We start from the raw sequence: 19057 nt of genomic DNA on the forward strand, positions 1-19057 counted from the left end.
ATATGTTTTTAAGTAGCATAAATTTGTAAGATTTATAAGATCTGTAAGTTTTGTATTAACAGTACGACACCTTTTACATGCCATGACAACTACTAAGTTAAAATTGACGAGCTTGTACGAGTTCTTAGTTTAATATACATTCCATGTGATTATATTCATCGCCTAGTAAAATGTCATATCGCCTAAGCTCGTACTTCGTTTTCTATTCTCTCATTGCATGTAGTACTCAATGATGACATAACCCCCATAGAGTACTTATTTTTTAACAGCCTATTCCTTTTTCTGTCTTTTTCTATAATCTTACCTCTTTGTATCTGGTCAACTGAGCATTCATATCCTGCTCTATTTAACCAAGTCACATTATTGGGATACTCATCTAAATACTTGGCAATTAAATCTTTACTTTTACTATTATCTAGTTCTGTTCCTAAATATTTATATTCCCAAATAACTAGCTGGCCATTAAAGATATAATCAGTATTGAACCAATTGGTATAATCATAATGTACCTTCAGCTTTCCATCGCTATCAAGAGATAGTGTAAAAAAGTGCCAAAGTTCTTGCTCATTCTCTTTAAAAATCTTTCTAAGCTCATCACTCAATTTATAAAAACATCTTCTTTTCTATCGAGCGATTGATAAAGATGGACATACATTGTATATTCAGCTCCACAAAAAACAAGAGCGTCAAGCGGCTTATGCCTTTATGAAAAGACTAGTAAAAACATTTGGAGAAGCAACGGTTCTCACAACAGACAAGGCTCCCGCGTTACTTTTCTCTTTCCATAAATTGAGAGAACAAGGTCATAAGCATACCATCCATTGCACAATCAAGCATTTGAATTACCTCATCGAACAGGATTATAGACATATCAAGTGACATTTTTCCAAATCCGCAGGATTTCAAAGGCTTCGCCATGCTTTACGTACCTTAAAAGGCAACTAAACTATTCATGCCCTATATAAATAAAAACGAAGTTTACAACAACCAAACTTCGTTTTTTCGACGTACAATGAATTAGAGAACCTATTCAAAGTTGTATAAACTCTACCTACTAAATTAGGATTTTTTTGTTTATATAAAAACTTTGCAACAGAACCTTTAAACTAAACTTCAAATCCAATTACTATCCATTCATCAACTATGTCCCAAAATTTCATATTATATCTAGGCTCTTTATTCGTCCACCATAAAGTCGCATTATCATTATTAGAATTCTTATAATCTACTGCAACATAACCACCCATACCACTTTTAAAGAAACCAAAAGTAGTTTGTAAATCAATTTGTAAAGGCTCTTCTAACTCCTCAATAATACCCCATTCATCATCATCAAAAAAAGTTACATTTTCTAAAGGAACTAAACCCATAGATTGGCTCGCATAAAAATAGAAACCATTATGAACAGTTCGATAAAAATTTCGTATTGTTGAAGGAATCTTATCCCAAGATTTTTCTAATTCTTCATTATTAAACTCATCTTTGGGATTTCCCCCCTCATAATATAGAATTTCACCATTATTTGTTTTAATAGTGTATAAAATTGAATATCTACCATTTATGTCCATAAGCTCTACTTCTTCAAGGTGCCTAGACAAATAAGAAATAGTGTTTCTTAATTCCACTCCTACGTGCTCTTTCCATATCGATAAAATACTCTCAACTCTCTTGTCTACGTTTTCTTCTTGAAACAATTCATACCATGAATTTGGTATTTTCTCACCATCAAGTTTATTAATCTCATGGCATGATATAAGTTGTGCATTTCTTTTATATTTTCTTAAAAACCCAAGTTTTTGTTCCATAATGCTATGTCATCTCCTTTATTTATCTATATCCTTTTTTATTGCCTTTCAACAAAATCATCAATTTGTTTTTGTAATTTCATTTCTAATTCTTTTTCCTTCTTTATCATCTCTTCTCTAAACTTAGGATCAACTTCAATTTTTTCTTTCTTATAAATTGTCCAATCAGAATAAGATTTAGACCCCTTAGATTTATTGGCTGCTTCACTTAATCCTAAAAAATTCTCTTCATTATTTAAAACCTTAAGTTGTTGTTCTTTTGTTAGTCTATCAAAATTTTCCATCTTAGCCATATTTTTCATTGATACAATATGATCAGCTTGAAGTCTATCTGTAATATACTTACCAGGTAAAGCAGGGTCAGGCGTTCCATCTCTTAATTCATCATATAATTCCTTTGAGATTCTTCTTTCCCCGTATCGAGGCGGTGTTCCAATATCACCCGTACCCTTAACCCCACCACTCTCCAAATTCGAGATCCTACTCTGAATACTCGCCTTTGAGGCATCATGGGCTTCTTGGAATTTCCGGCTATAGTTCGTTCTAGTTCTAACGACACTTCCATCTGGCAGTATTTCTACACCTTTAACGAATGGGGATACGGATTCCACAACTTTTGCTAATGCTAATGTATTTTCAATTATATAATACTAGTAATTTCTGTTAACCTTAATTCATAAAAATAATTTTTAAACATTTATAACATGCCTATCTAATAAAAAAGCGCTTGTTGTCTTTCGTAGACAATCAAGCGCTTTAAGTTCATCTGTTTTTAATTGGCATAAATTTGTAAGTTTCGTAGAAACAGTATGATACCTTTTACATGTCATGACAACTACTACGTTAAAACTTACGAGTTTGTACGAGTTCGTTAGTTTAGTATACATTCCGTGTGTTTATATTCATCGCCCAGTAAAATGTCATCTCGCCTAAGCTCGTACCTCGTTTTTTTATTCTATCATTGCACATAGTACTCTATGATGGTACAACCATCATAGAGTACATACTTTCAAAAACCCTTTTATTTTTTCTATCTACTTCACACATACTTTATTTTTTATTCATATATACTTATGCGTATTTAAATTTAGCACCACGAACTTTATCATATCCGTACATAAAATATAATTTAGTATAGTAAGCTTTATAAAATCACTATAACTAAACTCATTTATTTACTGTAATGAGTTTTTAATGTTTATTTATATTTTAGGAATATCAATTATATTTCCTTGTGACTCATTAATAAGAATATCTGAAATATTTGGGTTCCTTTTTTTTAACTTGAATATTTGAATTTTTGTTAATTCAGGGCTAAATGATATATTTTGTGTTTTAAACGCCAAATTCATAATTTTATTTTGAAGTTTTAATATAAAAACCTTCCATTCTTGTAATGGAGAATTCGAAACTTCCTCCGGACTTTCTAATAGTCGATATCCGTCTGCATAATGAAACATTAGTAATCCCGTTCCTAAGTCACAATCTTTGTTTTCAAGAATTGCATTTGGTATATCAAATCCACTATTCCAATTATAATTTGCTGCAAAACAATGAAGGATTATTGGATTATCTATATTCTTTATTCGGCTAATTGTATCCTCGTTATTTGTATTATAAAGTAATTCTTCAAGCAAACTAATATCTTTATTTTCCATTACACCTTACCACCTTACTGATATTTACTTATTTTGTATTTCCAATTGTTTTAGCTTTCTTTCCCAAAGTTCCACTGTTGCACCTTGGCTTGGGTACAATGGTAAACCATTCCCCTGTAATTTTCTTAAATTTTTTTGCAAATCATATACCTGTTTTTGTAAACTATCAATACTTTGGTTAATATCCATTTTATTTAATGCTCTTGCAACTACTTCATTGTAAACAGAATGATATCCTCTATGTCTAGCCATTGTACTTATATTATCATCTGGTACTCTTAGAAAAATACCGTTTGATGAGTCATCAAAGTTCATACCTATCTTTTTAATTACAAGATTATCTGCCATTTCAGAAGGAATAATATGCTGTGCTTGATATCCACTCCATTTAGTTGAACGTTTAAGCCCCATTTCTGTCATCATATTTTTTCCTAATTTAGTAGAATTTCCTCCTGTTACAATACCCGGAGTACCAGGAATAATCCTACTACCTTCACCCGTACCCTTAACCCAACCACTCTCCAAATTCAAGATCCTACTCTGAATACTGGCCTTAGAGGTATCATGGGCTTCTTGGAATTTTCCGCTATAGTTCGTTCCAGTTCTAACGACACTTCCATCTGGCAATATTTCTACACCTTTAAAGATTGGGGATACGGAGTCCACACCTTTTACTAATGTATTTTCAATTATATAATATTCACAACTTAATCCATCTAACAATCCTTAAAAATAATCTATATTAATTTTCACTCATTTATCATTGTTTAATATCTATAAGAAAAAGCACTCGCTACCAATCATAGGTTTTCGAGTGCTTAAATGTATATACTTCCCGTCATATTTAAATCATTTTTAAGATTTGTTCCTTAACATTTTCGTCAAACTTGGCTCCTTCTACCTTTGCTCCTGTCCAAACTACATTGTCAAGTTTAGCACCGGTAAAATCCGCATCCGTAAAATTCCCATTTAAAAGGGTCGCTCCTGTTAAATCTGCATTTGTTAAATCCGCATTTCTAGCATCTACTTCTGATAAATTAGCATTTTCCAAATACGCTTTTTCGAAGTTACCATCAGTAAGATTGGCACTACTAAAATCCGTTCCAGTGCAATCTGCTTGTTTAGCATTAATTCCAGATAAATTTGCATGGCGAAAAGTAGCATGATTTAAAATTGTTCCAACTAATTCTCCATATGAAAAATCAACTTCATCAAAACATGTTTCAAAACAACTACTTATATTTACCTTTGCATATTTCATATTGGCTTTAGAGAAATTAGCTTCACCAAATCTACAATCTGCAATATGTATCTCCTCTAAATTACAGCTCCTGAAATCAGCCAACTCAAAATCACAATCAAAAAAAGATGCTCTCATTAGTGAAGAAGCTCTTAAATGGACTTGTTTTGCCATGATACCCTCTGCCATCACCTCTGACAAATCAGAAAAAGTAAGGTCTAAATTGCTCATATCCAGCCCATCTATAATTTCATCATTGTATTGAGATCTATTTAATATTTCCATAACTCTTATTCTATCATTACCATTCTCATTCATTATTACGATCTCCTTTCATTTAGCTTTTCAGATAGTCCTTCCAAGCAATATTTGGAGAATAAGTTACACCCATCTGATCTTCATCAAAACTTGGTATAGCCATTACTTGTGCTGGTTCCAAATACTTCATTACTTGTAGCCAATTATCAAGTAATGTATCACTATCACTCCCTAATGGATTATTTAAAATATCAATACAAAGGCCACCCCAATCTAGCTCAGATACCACAGCTGGACTATTTTGTAATAATTCCTTATCAAACATTTCTAAAATATGACCACTAAAGTATGTTCTAGCGCCTATCCCTAAGGGACCGTTAGGAAGAAACCTAACTGGTATTGGTTGGGAAGATATTTCCATCCACATTTGTAACCGTTCACGTTCGGTATTCCACGGATATGATAAAGGCCAAAAAATTTGAGTTACTCCGTAACTTGGTTTCGCAGTTTCTGCGATTTGATCAGATAACTCAAAAAAAGCAGACCATAATTTTTTAGGTATTGATTTATGAAACTCAAACTCTAAAAATGAACGATGGCTCCAGTTAACTTGAAAACGTCCTGTGTAGTTCACAGACTTATCACGATACAGGTAAACTTCTGATACTCTACGCTCTGAAACTACTTTTTCCAGAATTTCCTGACGGTTATATTCTACCCGTACCGTTTCACAGTTGCCCCAATGAGTGGGAGCGAATTTTTCATTTGACTCAAACACATCCAAAAGACGACCTAATAATTCTTCTTCATTAAAAGATACTGTAGGATACATTGTAATTGTGAAAAAATCTGGTTTCATGTATATCCCCCTTAATATTAAAAAATATAGTCACATAATAATTTTTATTCACAGCTTTTTCCACCTACCTCCACCAGGTAAACGTGTATTGTTCTCCCATTTATGAGTCACTTTACCGCTATTTGGATCAGTGTAGTAAACATCACTATCCTTACCCAAAGGTCCACTTGGTCTTGGTTTAGGAGGAATCCCATTCAAATCAGGTTTGTCACTTGATATTGTCACAATATGACTTCCATTTTTATCTTCGAGCATTTCTCTTTCAGCTCGCATTTGCCTGTCGTTATGAATAGTTTGCTCTTTTTCACCCATTTTGTGTTTGTGATCATGAACTAAATCAATTTCACCCTTATCATTACGCCCAATACTATCTGGACGCGTAAGATGCCCTTCACTAGATGTATATGTAACAACCTCACCAGCGTTATTGTCCTCTAATTGGCGATCAAGATGTTCTCCCAAGGCTTTTCTCCCTTTTATTTCTTCTTCTCTTCCACGCTCTTGGCTCTTTCTTAAATTTTCAGTCCTAGCATCCCAATCTTTACGCTCTAAAGGTTGTTTCGTTTCTTCACAATGACGATCATATCTAATATCATCTGCTGCCTTATAATCTCCTTGCGCTTTGGCTTCATCTATTTTCATTCGATAGTATTTTTCTCGTTCTGAAGTTAGTTTAATTTTGTTTGGGTTTGTATTACTACCTTTACCCGTACCCTTACTAGCAAGAGAAGCCTCTACACTCTTAATCTTATCATCTATAATCTTATTACTTTCTGTATGATGCTTATTCACCCAGCTTTGGAAATCTGTACCACCTTGTTTAGATATTAGTAAGCCATTTCCGTCAACTTCAAAACTTGCCGATTTGGCTGTCCTATCATCTATGCTTTTGGCTATTTTTTCGCCAAGTTGATACATCTTTTCATTTCCGGATTTCTCCATTTTAAGGCTCGTTAGTTTCAAACGGTCAAGCATAATAGCTTTATTATCACGCAATGATTGTACCACATTTTTACCCAAATTCGGATTAAAACCAGGCATTCCTTCTTTGAATTTTAATAATTTCGCTAAATCAGCTAATTCACTCGTGCCTTTGAATGCTTTTACTCCTTTTCCTACTGCTCCAACAACTGGGATTGCGTCTAATCCGCCAAAAATGATGTTTCCTACCCGCTCTTCTTGGCTCAATTTCCGGTGTGTTCCCCAGTCTTCTCCGTCGATACCGCTTTTTATTTGTACACCTCCGTATACTACTGCGGCAGCGGCCCCGAGTGGCGGGCAAAGGATTGTTGTGATGATGATTCCTAGGCCTATTCCTATGTCTCGCACCATTTCTAGTTTTTTCTGTTCATCTTCTATCGATTTGTATTCAAATCCTCGTGTGGATGGGACTACTTTCTTATATTCTTCATAATTTAGTTTTGCATCTGGATTTTGTTTTTTTAGTTCTTTGTATTCCTCTTTAAGTACGTTATCAAATGCGGGTGAATCTTTAAAAATATCTTCTACTGTTATTTTATCTTTTTTCGTCTGTATTGTTTGTGGTACACTTCCGTATCCTGCGTGCGCATCTGGTAATACTGTCGTTGTTGTAGAGCCAATTCGGTTATTTGTTTCGAAACTAAGAATAGATGTATCTCTCATTTTTTGAGCGAATTTATCCATTTCTACTAAAAAAGGTTTATCTATATGTTCAGACACCAATCGCCCTGCTTCTCCGCAATATTTTTGTAATGTCGAATAGCTATCAAGTAATTCCCCGATTTTTTGCGATTGATCTTTTGGGTTAAAATGTATACTACCATCTGAGTCTAAATCTCGTATTCTTCCATCAATTTTTTTAAATGATTCATTTGCGTCCCGTAATTTCATGAGAGCATCTTTTGTAATTCGATTCATACCATCTCCCATGTCTTGCCATGGTTCAGGTCTATATTTCACATCCATTTTGTTTTCATCCCCCAGCCGTATGGTGATTTCTACAACTTACTTAATATTTCACGTAATTGTTCGTCCTTTTTAAGCATTTCTACACATACGTTCCCTACAACTGTCGCCGACCTCGAATAGTGTTCAGCCAATTCAAGTGTTTTGTGTAATATATCAGGATATTTTTCAATTACTCTCATCGCTTCACCTTTTTGATAAAAATCACAGCTTAGTAAACTCTCAATATTCGTTCCAATGACGTCTACATGGATTTTATATATATCTTCTAATTTCATTACTATATCAAGTAGTTCTTGAAAATTAACTAATACTTCTTCTCCACCACCAGAACCACCGTCTCCCATTGATACTTGCATTATTCAATACCTCCTAACGAAAATTGTCTCGGGTCAATTAATTTTTTATACGGCATTTTTAACACGTCATACAATTTCTTATTAACCGCATAGAGGCTCACCCAGTCATATCGATTACGATCTACATCTATTTGAACGAAATCTTCTCCTTCAGTGAAATATAAGAAACATTCCCATTTTCCTCCTCTATTACTCCGAGGCCTCGTATACGTTTCCATCGCTATAACGTCTTTATTTGATAAATCTTTTTCCTCAAATGTTTGTTGTTCTGTTTCTGTCATTCTCTTTGAGAAAAATGTATCTTCTATTTCCCTCGGTTCTCTCAACAAGAAAGGGATGCGTGTTAATAAGGAAAAATATACGTCTGGCTTTGGTATGTAGTCGATCTCGTATTTTTTATTTGGCTCTACTTCTGTTAATACAGCCACTCGATCTTTATCATGTTTCAAAAAACCAATTAATACATTATTAATTCTCGTGTATTCATGACAATTTTCATATTCCTTTAATAGCTCAATAATTTGAAAAGCTGCAGGGGTAATTCCATTTTCGCTTGTAAGTAAGCCTTTTTCTTTTAAACTCGTAGTTGCTTTCGTGACACATTCTTCATCAAGTAAAATAATTACGTCACGGTTTGGCAATCCAAATATATCCGTAACCCCAGCTGCACCTGCGAGAACATATAATTCAGCAGGTGCAAAATTCATTTCTTTTCCCATTCTTTTATCCCTCATTTCTCCATCACAACTGTTTTATCGCCCTTACTTCCGGTCTATCTCCGTACGTCTGAATACTTTTATCTAACTCTTTCAAAGCTTTCGTATGTCCTTCAAATGCCTCTACCATTTCTGAGTTATATTGAATGATTAAATCTAGATAACTTAAAAAGGCATCTCTCGTTTTTCCATTCCAGTTCGCACATGTAACGTATGCTTTTAAGTTTTTCGCTTCGTTTAAAGAATCCTTCATACCATTTTCAATATTTTGCGCGTAAGAAATGGCACTTGTAGTGTTACTTCCTATAATTTCAACCTCTTTACCACTCATGTGGGTTCCCCCATTCTTTATATGTTTAATGGATAAGATTTTCAATTTCCTTTTTCTTTTCTTCAAAAGCCTTGGTCGCTGCATTGTATGCTGACGCTTTCTCCGCTTCTGCTTTCGCTTTATATTCCAAATACTTTGCATAAGCTGTACCTATCGCAGATCCAACATCGCTTAATGCACTTTTAAAATAGGATAATAATGTATTTAATTCCTCATCCTTTTCATGACGTTTTTGTTCAAATTCAACTGCCGGAATTTTATTAGCTTCTAAGCCATTACTTTTACTCTCATAATCTCTCTTCGCTGATTCAGCATCTTGAATGAATCGTTTTAACTCTCTTTCTTGATCTTTTAAATAATCATGTAATTTATCATACTGATCTCGTTTCCTCGCGCTTTCTGTAAAACCCGATGCATTTAAAAAAACAGTGTACAATTCCTCTAACATCTTTCTCCCCCTTTATTACAATAACTATGTAGTTAAATTCGTATATTTAAACATGAATATTCATTACATTGAGAATTTATAAATAATTATTTTTGCATATTGCTATTTTATCAAAGGGGTTTTAACATTTCCATATTTTATAAAAAGGTTTCGCATTTTTCCTCAATTAAATAGCAATGAATATTTATTATCTAAAAATTATAGTTTTATATAGATTATTGGAATTTTATCCATATTAAGTGAATTACTGACAAATGATCATCATTTACATGTTATAATTACGATGTGTACATTTAGCTGTATTAGAATGTATATGTGTAATACGTATATTTAATAAAGTTAAATTAAACTGGGGAGGCTTTCTCAAATGGGCAAGAAAACAAGCAAAGCTAAAAAAATTTTGGGATTCGTAATCACCACAGCACTAGCAACTACAATGATGGTAGGCACAGCAAACGCACAAACAACTACGAATAACTATAAAGTAGCTGGCAATGCGAACACTGTATTTACAGATGTACCAAAGGACCACTGGTCAAAAACTGCTATTGATTACTTAGCAGCAGCAGGGATTTATAAGGGATATGGAAATGGAAAATTTGGTTTTGGGGACAACATTACTAGAGGACAGGTTGCTTCTTTAGTCAATCGACATTTAGGTTTAATAGCAGATGATAAACAGGGAAATATCTTTAGTGATATTACAAATCATATGTTTGAAAAGGATATCAAAGCCATTGCGCAAGCTGGAATTATGACAGGTGATGGAACAGGTGCATTTCGTCCAGATGACGCATTAAATCGGTATGAGATGGCAGTAGTATTGCAAAAGGCATTTCAATTAAACTCAAAAGGACAAGAGAACTTTAAAGATGTACCAAAAGGTCATTGGGCCTATGAATCTGTAAATGCAGTGCGTAGTAACCGGATATCCCAAGGTGACGAGTCTGGTAATTTTAATGGCAACATGCTTGTGAAACGTGAGCAGTATGCACAATTTTTCTATAATGCAATAGCAAAGAACAGATCTTATAATTTCAACATCAATACAAAAGAAGAAATGAAACAAATGTTAACAACAGCTTTACAGGATGGGACGTTTGGTCCATTTAAATTAGATGTACTGGGTAAAGATATATCTGAGGTAAAAAAAGAATTTGGAGTGCCTGATGTTTGGAAGCAAGCACCATGTACAGAATGTGATGCACCTACTACAGCGGTATATGGAGATTATAATATTGATATGTACCCTTCGGACGCTAGATATATATGGGTAAAAATGGATATAACTATCGATGAATTAAAAGAGTGGTTTGGTGAGCCAGATGGAATTGGAGAGGATATGACTAGTGAAGGCTTTATATATAATCGAGGAAGCTATTCTCTTTATTTCAGCTTCTCTGATGGTTATATTCAACGCGCTGAAATATCTAAAAGTGAACATCATTAATACGTTACAAGCAATATAAAATATATAAAGCATAAAAAAATCCTTCAAGAACGTGCCTTTTCTTGAGGGATTTTATTTTGTTTCTATCTATTTAACATAATACAAAGCTGTAAAACTACTACTGATTAAAGTTCCACTTTATTTTTCTTAGTGCTCCGCATTCCATTCACTTAAATACGTTGCATATTCTAGTTCATCTGGATCATCATATAACATAGAAATAAACTCTAATTTATTTCCATCACAATCTAGAAAATATACGCTTGCAGCTGGCATCCACCTTTGGACAATTGGTTCTCGATTTCCTTTCCCTTGACTCCCTACTACCTCTATTCCACGCTTCTCTAACCATAATTTTGAAGCATTTAAAAACTCTAAATCTACACGAAAAGCGAAGTGTTTCGTCTCAAATTCTTTATTTATATGTACTTCCCATAATCCGAGCATTTGTTTTTTACTTTCTCCTACCCAAAAGAACGCAATTCGTCTTTTCGATAGTCTTTTTGCTAATGCTAAACCTAACTTATTTTGATAGAAATCTATTGCCTTTTCTAAATTTCTGACATGTAAATGAGTTTCATATATGCTTTGTATCATTATATATTTCTCCCTCCTTTCTAATTTTTTTAAAATATGTTTTGTTTTTATCATACAAATTAATATATTTTTAAACATCCTACTTTTGTATAATTGTTCTTTCCTTCAAATGTATAGGTATCCAGCTCTATAACTGATGTCCCAATCCTAAAATTCAATACATTAAGCATCCTTAAATTTACATTTTCATGTAGTTAGTTTCTCTCTATACTACCTTCACTAACAAAGATCTCTAGCTAAGCCTTTCATTGTTCAGTAAAAAAACAAGCCATCCAACTCAAATGAATTGGATGGCTATTTGTTATGAGATTACTTCAATTTCCCCTCAAAAACAATTTTTCTACCGCATGGTTCAACTTCTGTTTTGCCGTTTTTCTTCACTTCATGAAAGATTGGTTCTTCCATGCGACGAGACGGTGCATATCCTTCTTGTTCCATACGCGCTAAGCAGTCTGTAATTGTTTCGTTTTCGAGTACTTCAAATTTCTTTTTATTAGGTTGTTTTGTCATGCCCTAACCTACTTTCTATTTTTCTTGATGCGAATTGATTCTTCATGTAGACCATATATACCATTGCGAGAATTCCCATTATAATCATAACCGCAATAAAAAAGCTTGTATACTGTATTTTTTCTATAAATACGCCTCCTAATACAGGTCCCATAATACTTCCTATACTAAAGGCGATTCCGGATAATATATTACCCGCTGGTAGTAAGTGTCTCGGTAATAAATCTGTCATAAATCCAAGCCCTAATGAGAAGCACGAGCCAATGACCATACCTGCTATAAGCATACATGCAAAGACGATCCAGTAATATTGATCAAATACTGCTGCAAGTAGGAAAATGCCCGTACTTACGCTGAACGTCCACGTTAAAATACGATCTCTTCCGTATTTATCACTTAATATACCGAGTGGAATTTGTGTAATAATGCCCCCAACTGCGAATGCTGGTAATAAGAAGGAAACTTCCGATACAGACCATCCTTTACGAAGCGCGTATACTGGTAAGTTACTATTTAACATCGCTTCAAGTACGCCGTATGCGAGCGGACCAATTAGCGCAATCCAAGCTAATCCAACGACTTGTTTATAACGAGAAAAGGATGATTCACTTTCAGTTTTTGCCTCATCTTGTGCTGGAAATGCATTTTTCGTTGGTAGTAGCAAAAGCCATCCTATTAAGCAAAGTATAGTAGATACGATAAATGGTGTTGCAAGACCGTACTGAACAGTGCTTGCTAAATACGGGCCAACTGCGAAACCAATTCCGAAGAATACACCGTATATCGATACTTGTCTACCTATTTTACTCGGGTCTGATGTTGTCGTAATCCATGTTTGTGTTCCGACATGAAGCATATGATCTCCGACTCCAACTAGAAATCTAAGAACGAACCATACCCAAAATGAAAAAGTTTGTGTAAAAAAGAATAATGAAATAATAACGAGAAACCCACCAATAACGATAATTGGCTTCATTCCAAACTTTTGCATCGGTTTTTCAAGAAACGGTGAAATAACTAATATCCCAATATATAATGCCGTCGCATGAATACCGTTAATACTTGAACTAACCCCTTCTTGTTCAAAAATCATTGCAATGGCAGGTAAAAGCATCCCTTGTGACAAACCTGAAATTGCCACTATCCCAACCATAATCCAAAAAGTAAAACGCATCGACATCCCTTTCCCTCTCCTTCTCACGCTTTCCACTTTTCATTATAAACTGTTTCTTCAAATGCGTGTACGAATATTCATAATAAAAAAGAAGCTAAAAGAATGAACCTTTTAGCTTCTTATCCTTCCCAAACTTGTGCTTTCACATGGTAATGAAAATGCTTAAAATATGGATTTTCATAAAATGAAGACCCAAATAAAATCGGATGTGTATGGACCATTGATTGCTGCACTTGCAAAGGAACTACAGCTGGTGAAACTTGCATATACATCGGATTTATAATCATTTTTATATATTGATGATCATTATATGGAGAATGATATATTAAAAATGGATTATGCATTGACTCTCTCCCCTTATACATACAAATGCTATAGTATATGCAAGTTTTATATTTCGGGAATTATTTATTGTCTAACCAATCCTCAACATGTTTTATAAATACATCTAAACAATCTATAAACGGTGAGTGTCCGCAATCTTCTAATATCTTCAACTCTGCATTTGGCAAATGTTTTGCTAATTCCTCACCGACTACTTGCGGTACGACGTAATCTCTGTCACCTTGTATGACGAGTGTTGGAGCTTTAATATGATGAATTTGCTTACTTCCCTCTACAACCCCGTTATGTTCATCCGAAATATTAAATGTAATGAGCGCATAATTCACATCTACGAAATTACGTTGCGTTAACATATCATCTAAATACTTTTCATAACGATCCGGTTCAGGTTGATTATGTGTATATATTAATAGATTCCATACTGTACGGTAATATAATTTATTCATATTTTTTATCGCATCTAGCACTGGAGCAATTTGTACGGGATCTTGCGCGATTTCTTCTTTCGTCTTTACTAAACTTGATACGATCGGTTGCCCGTTAATATCTTTTTTAAAAATTGGATATCCCTTCATTCCCACTGATTCTACTAAAATCAACTTTTCGACAAATGTTGGATGATTCGCTGTAAATTGCATCGCAACACCACCGCCCATTGACCAGCCCATTAATGAAAATTTTTCTAGTTTTAATTGATCGATAAATAGTTTTACATCTCTTGCAAAGTCTTGTAATGAATCTATCGATTGATTATATGTTGATTGGCCAAATCCTCTTAAATCAAGAGCGTAAATATGGTATTGATCTTGCAACTTTTCAATAACTAAATCCCAGTGTTGTGACGATGTCATGTTCCCGTGAATGAGTACAAGAATTTCTGTATTTTGCCTTCCAACTTCCTGATACGCAATCGTTTCTCCGTTCGATAGTGAAACAAACTCCATTGTTGCAGGCTTAATCATCACAAGTTCCCCCATTCTATTTAATAGAAAGAAAATTCTTTACTTACTTAAAGAATAACATACAGAATGTATGTTCTCAACATAAAGCCTATACGAAATTTTTACATAACTCAACATGTCTATTACTAGACAATTATTATAAAAAAGTATATAGTTAGCTAGGTAACTAATTTGAAAGGATCAAAATACATGGACGAAAAACAACATTTTTTCCACATTGTCAGTCAAACTTCTCGTAAGTTTACGAAGAAATTTAATGAACGTGTATCTCCAACAGGATTATTTAGTGCGCAATGGGCTGTTATTTTCCGCATTAATCAAACTGGATCTTGTACCCAAACAGAATTATGTCAATATTTAAATGTTGAATCACCAACGATGACTCGCACGTTAACACGTATGGAAACGATGGGCTGGATTATTCGTACGGAAGGAAAAGATCGCCGTGAAAAGTTGATTTCATTATCTGATACTGCACTAAAAATGATTCCAGTATGGCAAGAAGAAGTTGATTCCTTTGAAGAAAAGACGCTAGAAGGTATTAAAGAAGAAGACTTACATGAAGCTTTTCAATTGTTACAACAAATTATCAAAAATTTAGATCATTAATTTGGAGGGATGACGATGCAAAGTGAAAAACTTTGGACGAAGGATTTCCTCGGAACTTGTTTTAGTAGTCTGTTTCTCTTTTTAACATTTTACATGCTTATGACTACTCTGCCTGTCTATGTTATAGACAGCCTAAAAGGAAAACCTGAGGAAATTGGTTTAGTTGCAACTGTTTTTCTTATTTCATCTGTTTTATGTAGACCATTCACAGGAAAATGGCTCGATGATTTAGGAAGAAAGAAAATATTATTTATTTCACTTTCACTATTTTTAGCCGCTACCGTTATGTATTTCGGTACGCAAAGTTTATTTTTATTACTTGCCCTTCGCTTCTTACATGGTATTGGATTCGGAATGGCAACAACAGCAACTGGAACAATTGTAACTGATGTAGCACCAGCTCATAGACGCGGCGAAGCACTTGCTTATTACGGCGTATTTATGAGTCTACCGATGGTAATTGGTCCTTTTTTAGGTTTAACAATTATTTCTCATTTTTCATTTACTGTACTATTTATCGTTTGTTCAGTATTTTCATTACTCGCATTTTTATTAGGATTACTAGTCAATATTCCGCATGAAGCACCAGTAAACAAACAAAAACGAGAAAAAATGAAATGGAAAGACTTAATTGAACCATCTTCTATTCCAATCGCTCTGACAGGATTTGTTTTAGCCTTTTCTTATAGTGGCATTTTATCCTTTATTCCTATTTATGCGAAAGAGCTCGGTTTAAGCGAAATTGCAAGTTACTTCTTTATTTTATACGCACTTGTTGTGGTCATTTCTCGTCCATTTACAGGGAAAATATTTGATCGTTTCGGTGAAAATGTACTTATTTATCCCGCTATTATTATTTTCACAATTGGGATGTTCATTTTAAGCCAAGCGCAAACTTCATTTTGGTTCCTTGGCGCAGGTATGTTAATCGGTTTAGGATACGGAACATTAATTCCAAGTTTCCAAACGATTGCAATTTCTGCCGCTCCAAACCATCGACGTGGTTCTGCGACAGCTACTTACTACTCGTTCTTTGATAGTGGCATTGGCTTCGGTTCTTTCATTTTAGGTATAGTCGCTGCCAAATCAAGTTATCATAATATGTATTTTATCGCAGCTATTATCGTTGCGTTCACTTTACTTCTATATTATGGATTACACGGACGAAAACAAAAATTCAAGAAACAAAGTACAGACGGACAAATATCTGCTTAACGTTCATAAGGAAAGTAAACTTACCCGTTTACTTTCCTTATTTTGTATTTATTTTAAGACGAGCGTATACTTATAATAGAAACTAAAGGAGGTACATGCATGAATGTAAAGAAATCTCCCCTGCTATTACTGTTACTAGTATTACTATTCGTAGTTACAGGGCTTGGGTTTACTTTTTTTAAAAATAATAAAACGACCCCCACTAAAGCAAATGTCACAAAAGAAAACTGGTTAGACGATCCTTACTTACGCTGGTCGTATACACATATGAAAGAATTCACTTTAATAAATGAAGTAAAAAACATCCCTGACCAAGTTGCTCCCTTCCCTACCGCGTTACAAAACTTAGACGATTTTGCTGTGGAGCGTAGATTTGGAAATACGACTCCTCTAAAAAAACTTTTAGACGAAAATAAAACAGACGCTTTTGTCGTTGTACATAATGGTCAACTTGTTTATGAACGATATTTCAATGAATATAGCGAGAGTAATCCTCATGGAATGGCATCATTAGCAAAGTTGTTTACTGGTGCAATTATACAATCGCTCGCTGAAGAAAATCGAATTGATGTGAAAAAAACAGCTGACACTTACATAAAAGAATTAAAAAATACACCGTTTGGAAAAGCAACACTTCAACAATTAATGGACATGCAAGTTTCCGCTGAATACCCTACTCACGGATATATGCAGCTAGGACTAGAAAATCAAGATGCACAACTATATTTAGCTAGTAATATTTTACCCCGAGGTAAAAATTACGAGGGTCCTATGAAAATTTATGATATGTTACTAGAAGCAGAAGAAACTGCACCACCTGGTTCAGCTTTTTCTTACAATAACGGATCAACTGAAACACTCGCTTGGATTATCCGAACGATTACAGGGAAATCGTTAGCTGAAAATGTAAGCGAACGAATTTGGTCTCAAATTGGTATGGAAGAAAACGCGTATTACGTTACAGATGAAACAAAAGTAGAACAAGCAAGCGCTGGCTTAAATGCAACTGCTAGAGATATGGCGAGGTTCGGACAATTACTATTAAATAATGGTCAATATAGCGGAAAACAAATCGTCCCTTCTTCTATTACAGAAAGTGTGAAAAATGTACAAGAAGGTGAGCTCGCAATTGGTCATGGTGCTTCCATTTCTTATCATAATCAATGGTGGATTCCGCACAATGAACAAGGTGCTTTCGAAGTGTTAGGCAGTTACGGACAAACTCTTTACATTGATCCGAAAGCAAGTATGGTAATCGTCCACTTCTCTTCTAACGCTGCGCCTAGTAATGAAATCCATTCGGTTTATTCCGATATGTATATTGATATTGCACATCATTTGGAGAAGCTTCCACAGTAGTGGAGGCTTTTTTTATTTACCCAAATCCTATTCCAGTTAGTACTTGGTTAGTAGGAGTTGCCGAAAGAATTACTATTTAAGCCACGCCTAAACCCCATTTATATTGATAATATTTTAGTAATTTGAAAACACTAGTGCTTAGGAAAGGAGGGAATGTGAATGTCTGTGAAAAAGAAATTAACTGGATTGATCATTTCACTTGCGATGATTGTAGTTATGACTACTTTAGGTTCGCTCCGTGTATTTGCCGAATCCGACGTTGTGAGACAGCCTATTGAGGTTGAATTGAATGATGATTACTTTAATCCGAGTATCATCACTGTTCCGGTTGGGAAAACGACGACGTTGCTATTGAAAAACAAAGGAAATAGAGAACATACCTTCACGGTGAAAAAACTCGGAATTGACGCCGAAGTCCCCTCAGGAAAAGAAATAACAATTACCGTAAAACCTGAAACTCCCGGTACATATGAACTAATATGTCGGTTCCACTACTTGAAAGGAATGGATGGAAAAGTAATAGTCAAATAACAAGCGGTACCGGCCCTTACTTTTTTATAAAGTGAAACTTAAATTCGCGGGGGTTTCCCTCCCCCGCAGATTATGAGCTCTCACTAATCAGTTTTTTACTGGTAGCATAAAATCGTTACATTTTCATAGCGTATGAAATTTGTGTTTTGATGGTGCTACCCCATCGCTATCAAGCTAAGTTTATACAATGTCAATTATAGTAGGGGTTGTTTCTTTTTTCTAAAGACTACGTATAGGGAATTTAAAGCTTTGCATACGAAATAAACCCTAACGGGTTTCATTTTTTTTACTTTAAGCGACTTGATTATCAGACAGGGTACAATTGTAAACGACACCTAATATATCAAAGACTGTTTTCTTCTCATAACGATGTGATTTTCGCCCGTTTTGCTGTAGGAGATTGAACAGGCGAAGTAACACCTTTGATAGCTCTTGGGTGTCTTTTTGAATAGTTTGGAATAGAAGGAGAAAATAGTCTTTAATCATATATATTGCTTTATACTCACTAAGCTCTCGTTTTTTCTTCATGAGGAGCAATTGGCGCATTTGAAACATGATAGAAGAACAGAGTAGAATGGCAATCAATTGACCATATAAATGGCACTCCAATCGTTCTGGTTTTATCTTTTTACAATGATGGATTTGAAAGAATGACTTCCACGTTTTAAATAAAATTTGTCGGGT

Annotated in this window: 23 protein-coding genes and 3 pseudogenes; 6 read left to right on the top strand and 20 right to left on the bottom strand. The window is 34.4% G+C overall.

Annotated features, from left to right (window positions below; genetic code table 11):
- Positions 1-182 precede the first annotated feature (182 nt).
- Positions 183-602 carry an immunity protein YezG family protein gene (locus NSS97_RS16610; RefSeq protein WP_341113464.1) on the bottom strand — a complete coding sequence of 140 codons (420 nt, stop codon included), beginning with the start codon at positions 600-602 and terminating at the stop codon, positions 183-185.
- Between the two features lie 22 nt (positions 603-624).
- Here NSS97_RS16610 and NSS97_RS16615 point away from each other — a divergent pair.
- A pseudogene (locus tag NSS97_RS16615) lies at positions 625-1044 on the top strand (DDE-type integrase/transposase/recombinase); the annotation flags it as partial.
- A gap of 62 nt (positions 1045-1106) precedes the next feature.
- Here NSS97_RS16615 and NSS97_RS16620 read toward each other — a convergent pair.
- The 13 genes and pseudogenes from NSS97_RS16620 to NSS97_RS16680 all read right to left on the bottom strand — a co-directional run bounded on the left by NSS97_RS16620 (position 1107) and on the right by NSS97_RS16680 (position 9621).
- Positions 1107-1805, bottom strand: a complete 699-nt coding sequence (locus NSS97_RS16620) for an SMI1/KNR4 family protein (protein WP_044443426.1) — start codon at positions 1803-1805, stop codon at positions 1107-1109.
- Positions 1806-1843: 38 nt separating this feature from the next.
- Positions 1844-2275, bottom strand: coding sequence for a hypothetical protein (locus tag NSS97_RS16625; RefSeq protein ID WP_341114657.1), 432 nt, complete (start codon positions 2273-2275; stop codon positions 1844-1846).
- 27 nt (positions 2276-2302) lie between these two features.
- Positions 2303-2416 (bottom strand): annotated as a pseudogene (locus NSS97_RS16630) (hypothetical protein); the annotation flags it as partial.
- A gap of 78 nt (positions 2417-2494) precedes the next feature.
- Positions 2495-2692: a hypothetical protein gene (locus NSS97_RS16635; protein ID WP_082179644.1), complete on the bottom strand. Its 198-nt coding sequence runs from the start codon at positions 2690-2692 to the stop codon at positions 2495-2497.
- Between the two features lie 315 nt (positions 2693-3007).
- Entirely contained in the window at positions 3008-3463 is a 456-nt protein-coding gene (locus tag NSS97_RS16640; protein ID WP_044443424.1) for a DUF4274 domain-containing protein, read from the bottom strand.
- Positions 3464-3487: 24 nt separating this feature from the next.
- Positions 3488-4186 (bottom strand): AHH domain-containing protein, encoded by a 699-nt coding sequence (locus NSS97_RS16645; protein WP_341113472.1) that lies wholly within the window; start codon positions 4184-4186, stop codon positions 3488-3490.
- A gap of 121 nt (positions 4187-4307) precedes the next feature.
- Positions 4308-5021: a pentapeptide repeat-containing protein gene (locus NSS97_RS16650; RefSeq protein ID WP_044443422.1), complete on the bottom strand. Its 714-nt coding sequence runs from the start codon at positions 5019-5021 to the stop codon at positions 4308-4310.
- Between the two features lie 19 nt (positions 5022-5040).
- The gene (locus NSS97_RS16655) at positions 5041-5820 is read right to left on the bottom strand and encodes a hypothetical protein (RefSeq protein WP_044443420.1); all 780 of its coding nucleotides are present in this window, start codon (positions 5818-5820) and stop codon (positions 5041-5043) included.
- Between the two features lie 48 nt (positions 5821-5868).
- On the bottom strand, positions 5869-7767 hold the full coding sequence (locus tag NSS97_RS16660; protein ID WP_341113476.1) for an ADP-ribosyltransferase: 1899 nt from the start codon (positions 7765-7767) through the stop codon (positions 5869-5871).
- Positions 7768-7799: 32 nt separating this feature from the next.
- Entirely contained in the window at positions 7800-8126 is a 327-nt protein-coding gene (locus NSS97_RS16665) for a hypothetical protein (RefSeq protein WP_044443416.1), read from the bottom strand.
- Positions 8126-8845 (bottom strand): DUF5081 family protein, encoded by a 720-nt coding sequence (locus NSS97_RS16670; protein ID WP_002013800.1) that lies wholly within the window; start codon positions 8843-8845, stop codon positions 8126-8128. The genes NSS97_RS16665 and NSS97_RS16670 overlap by 1 nt, the downstream gene beginning before the upstream one ends.
- A 22-nt stretch (positions 8846-8867) precedes the next feature.
- Positions 8868-9173 carry a WXG100 family type VII secretion target gene (locus NSS97_RS16675; RefSeq protein ID WP_044443414.1) on the bottom strand — a complete coding sequence of 102 codons (306 nt, stop codon included), beginning with the start codon at positions 9171-9173 and terminating at the stop codon, positions 8868-8870.
- A 25-nt stretch (positions 9174-9198) separates the two neighbouring features.
- Positions 9199-9621: a hypothetical protein gene (locus NSS97_RS16680; RefSeq protein ID WP_044443412.1), complete on the bottom strand. Its 423-nt coding sequence runs from the start codon at positions 9619-9621 to the stop codon at positions 9199-9201.
- Positions 9622-9988: 367 nt separating this feature from the next.
- On the opposite strand from NSS97_RS16680, the gene NSS97_RS16685 reads away from it, so the two are divergent.
- Positions 9989-11071: an S-layer homology domain-containing protein gene (locus tag NSS97_RS16685; protein ID WP_107886560.1), complete on the top strand. Its 1083-nt coding sequence runs from the start codon at positions 9989-9991 to the stop codon at positions 11069-11071.
- 147 nt (positions 11072-11218) lie between these two features.
- Here NSS97_RS16685 and NSS97_RS16690 read toward each other — a convergent pair whose 3' ends face one another.
- From NSS97_RS16690 to phaZ, 5 genes are all read right to left on the bottom strand, one after another.
- Positions 11219-11668, bottom strand: a complete 450-nt coding sequence (locus NSS97_RS16690) for a VOC family protein (protein WP_341113480.1) — start codon at positions 11666-11668, stop codon at positions 11219-11221.
- A gap of 309 nt (positions 11669-11977) precedes the next feature.
- Complete coding sequence (locus tag NSS97_RS16695; RefSeq protein WP_000166305.1) at positions 11978-12178, bottom strand: NETI motif-containing protein; 201 nt, start codon at positions 12176-12178, stop codon at positions 11978-11980.
- Positions 12162-13358, bottom strand: coding sequence for an MFS transporter (locus NSS97_RS16700; RefSeq protein WP_002128162.1), 1197 nt, complete (start codon positions 13356-13358; stop codon positions 12162-12164). Before NSS97_RS16700 ends, NSS97_RS16695 begins: the two co-directional genes overlap by 17 nt.
- Positions 13359-13471: 113 nt before the next feature.
- Positions 13472-13696, bottom strand: a complete 225-nt coding sequence (locus tag NSS97_RS16705) for a hypothetical protein (protein ID WP_044443401.1) — start codon at positions 13694-13696, stop codon at positions 13472-13474.
- Positions 13697-13756: 60 nt separating this feature from the next.
- On the bottom strand, positions 13757-14674 hold the full coding sequence (phaZ, locus tag NSS97_RS16710) for an intracellular short-chain-length polyhydroxyalkanoate depolymerase (protein WP_113733515.1): 918 nt from the start codon (positions 14672-14674) through the stop codon (positions 13757-13759).
- A 174-nt stretch (positions 14675-14848) separates the two neighbouring features.
- Between phaZ and NSS97_RS16715 the strand changes: the two genes are divergently transcribed.
- The 4 genes from NSS97_RS16715 (at position 14849) to NSS97_RS16730 (ending at position 18373) form a co-directional block, all read left to right on the top strand.
- Positions 14849-15268: a MarR family winged helix-turn-helix transcriptional regulator gene (locus NSS97_RS16715; protein ID WP_002033056.1), complete on the top strand. Its 420-nt coding sequence runs from the start codon at positions 14849-14851 to the stop codon at positions 15266-15268.
- Positions 15269-15283: 15 nt separating this feature from the next.
- Positions 15284-16483 (top strand): MFS transporter, encoded by a 1200-nt coding sequence (locus NSS97_RS16720; protein ID WP_002128166.1) that lies wholly within the window; start codon positions 15284-15286, stop codon positions 16481-16483.
- Between the two features lie 99 nt (positions 16484-16582).
- Positions 16583-17842, top strand: a complete 1260-nt coding sequence (locus NSS97_RS16725; RefSeq protein ID WP_341113487.1) for a serine hydrolase domain-containing protein — start codon at positions 16583-16585, stop codon at positions 17840-17842.
- 159 nt (positions 17843-18001) lie between these two features.
- On the top strand, positions 18002-18373 hold the full coding sequence (locus tag NSS97_RS16730) for a cupredoxin domain-containing protein (RefSeq protein WP_044443393.1): 372 nt from the start codon (positions 18002-18004) through the stop codon (positions 18371-18373).
- A gap of 291 nt (positions 18374-18664) precedes the next feature.
- Here NSS97_RS16730 and NSS97_RS16735 read toward each other — a convergent pair.
- Positions 18665-19051 (bottom strand): annotated as a pseudogene (locus tag NSS97_RS16735) (IS4 family transposase); the annotation flags it as partial.
- Positions 19052-19057 lie beyond the last annotated feature (6 nt).

The organism is Bacillus sp. FSL R12-0074 (assembly GCF_038005725.1).
Classification (GTDB): domain Bacteria; phylum Bacillota; class Bacilli; order Bacillales; family Bacillaceae_G; genus Bacillus_A; species Bacillus_A mycoides.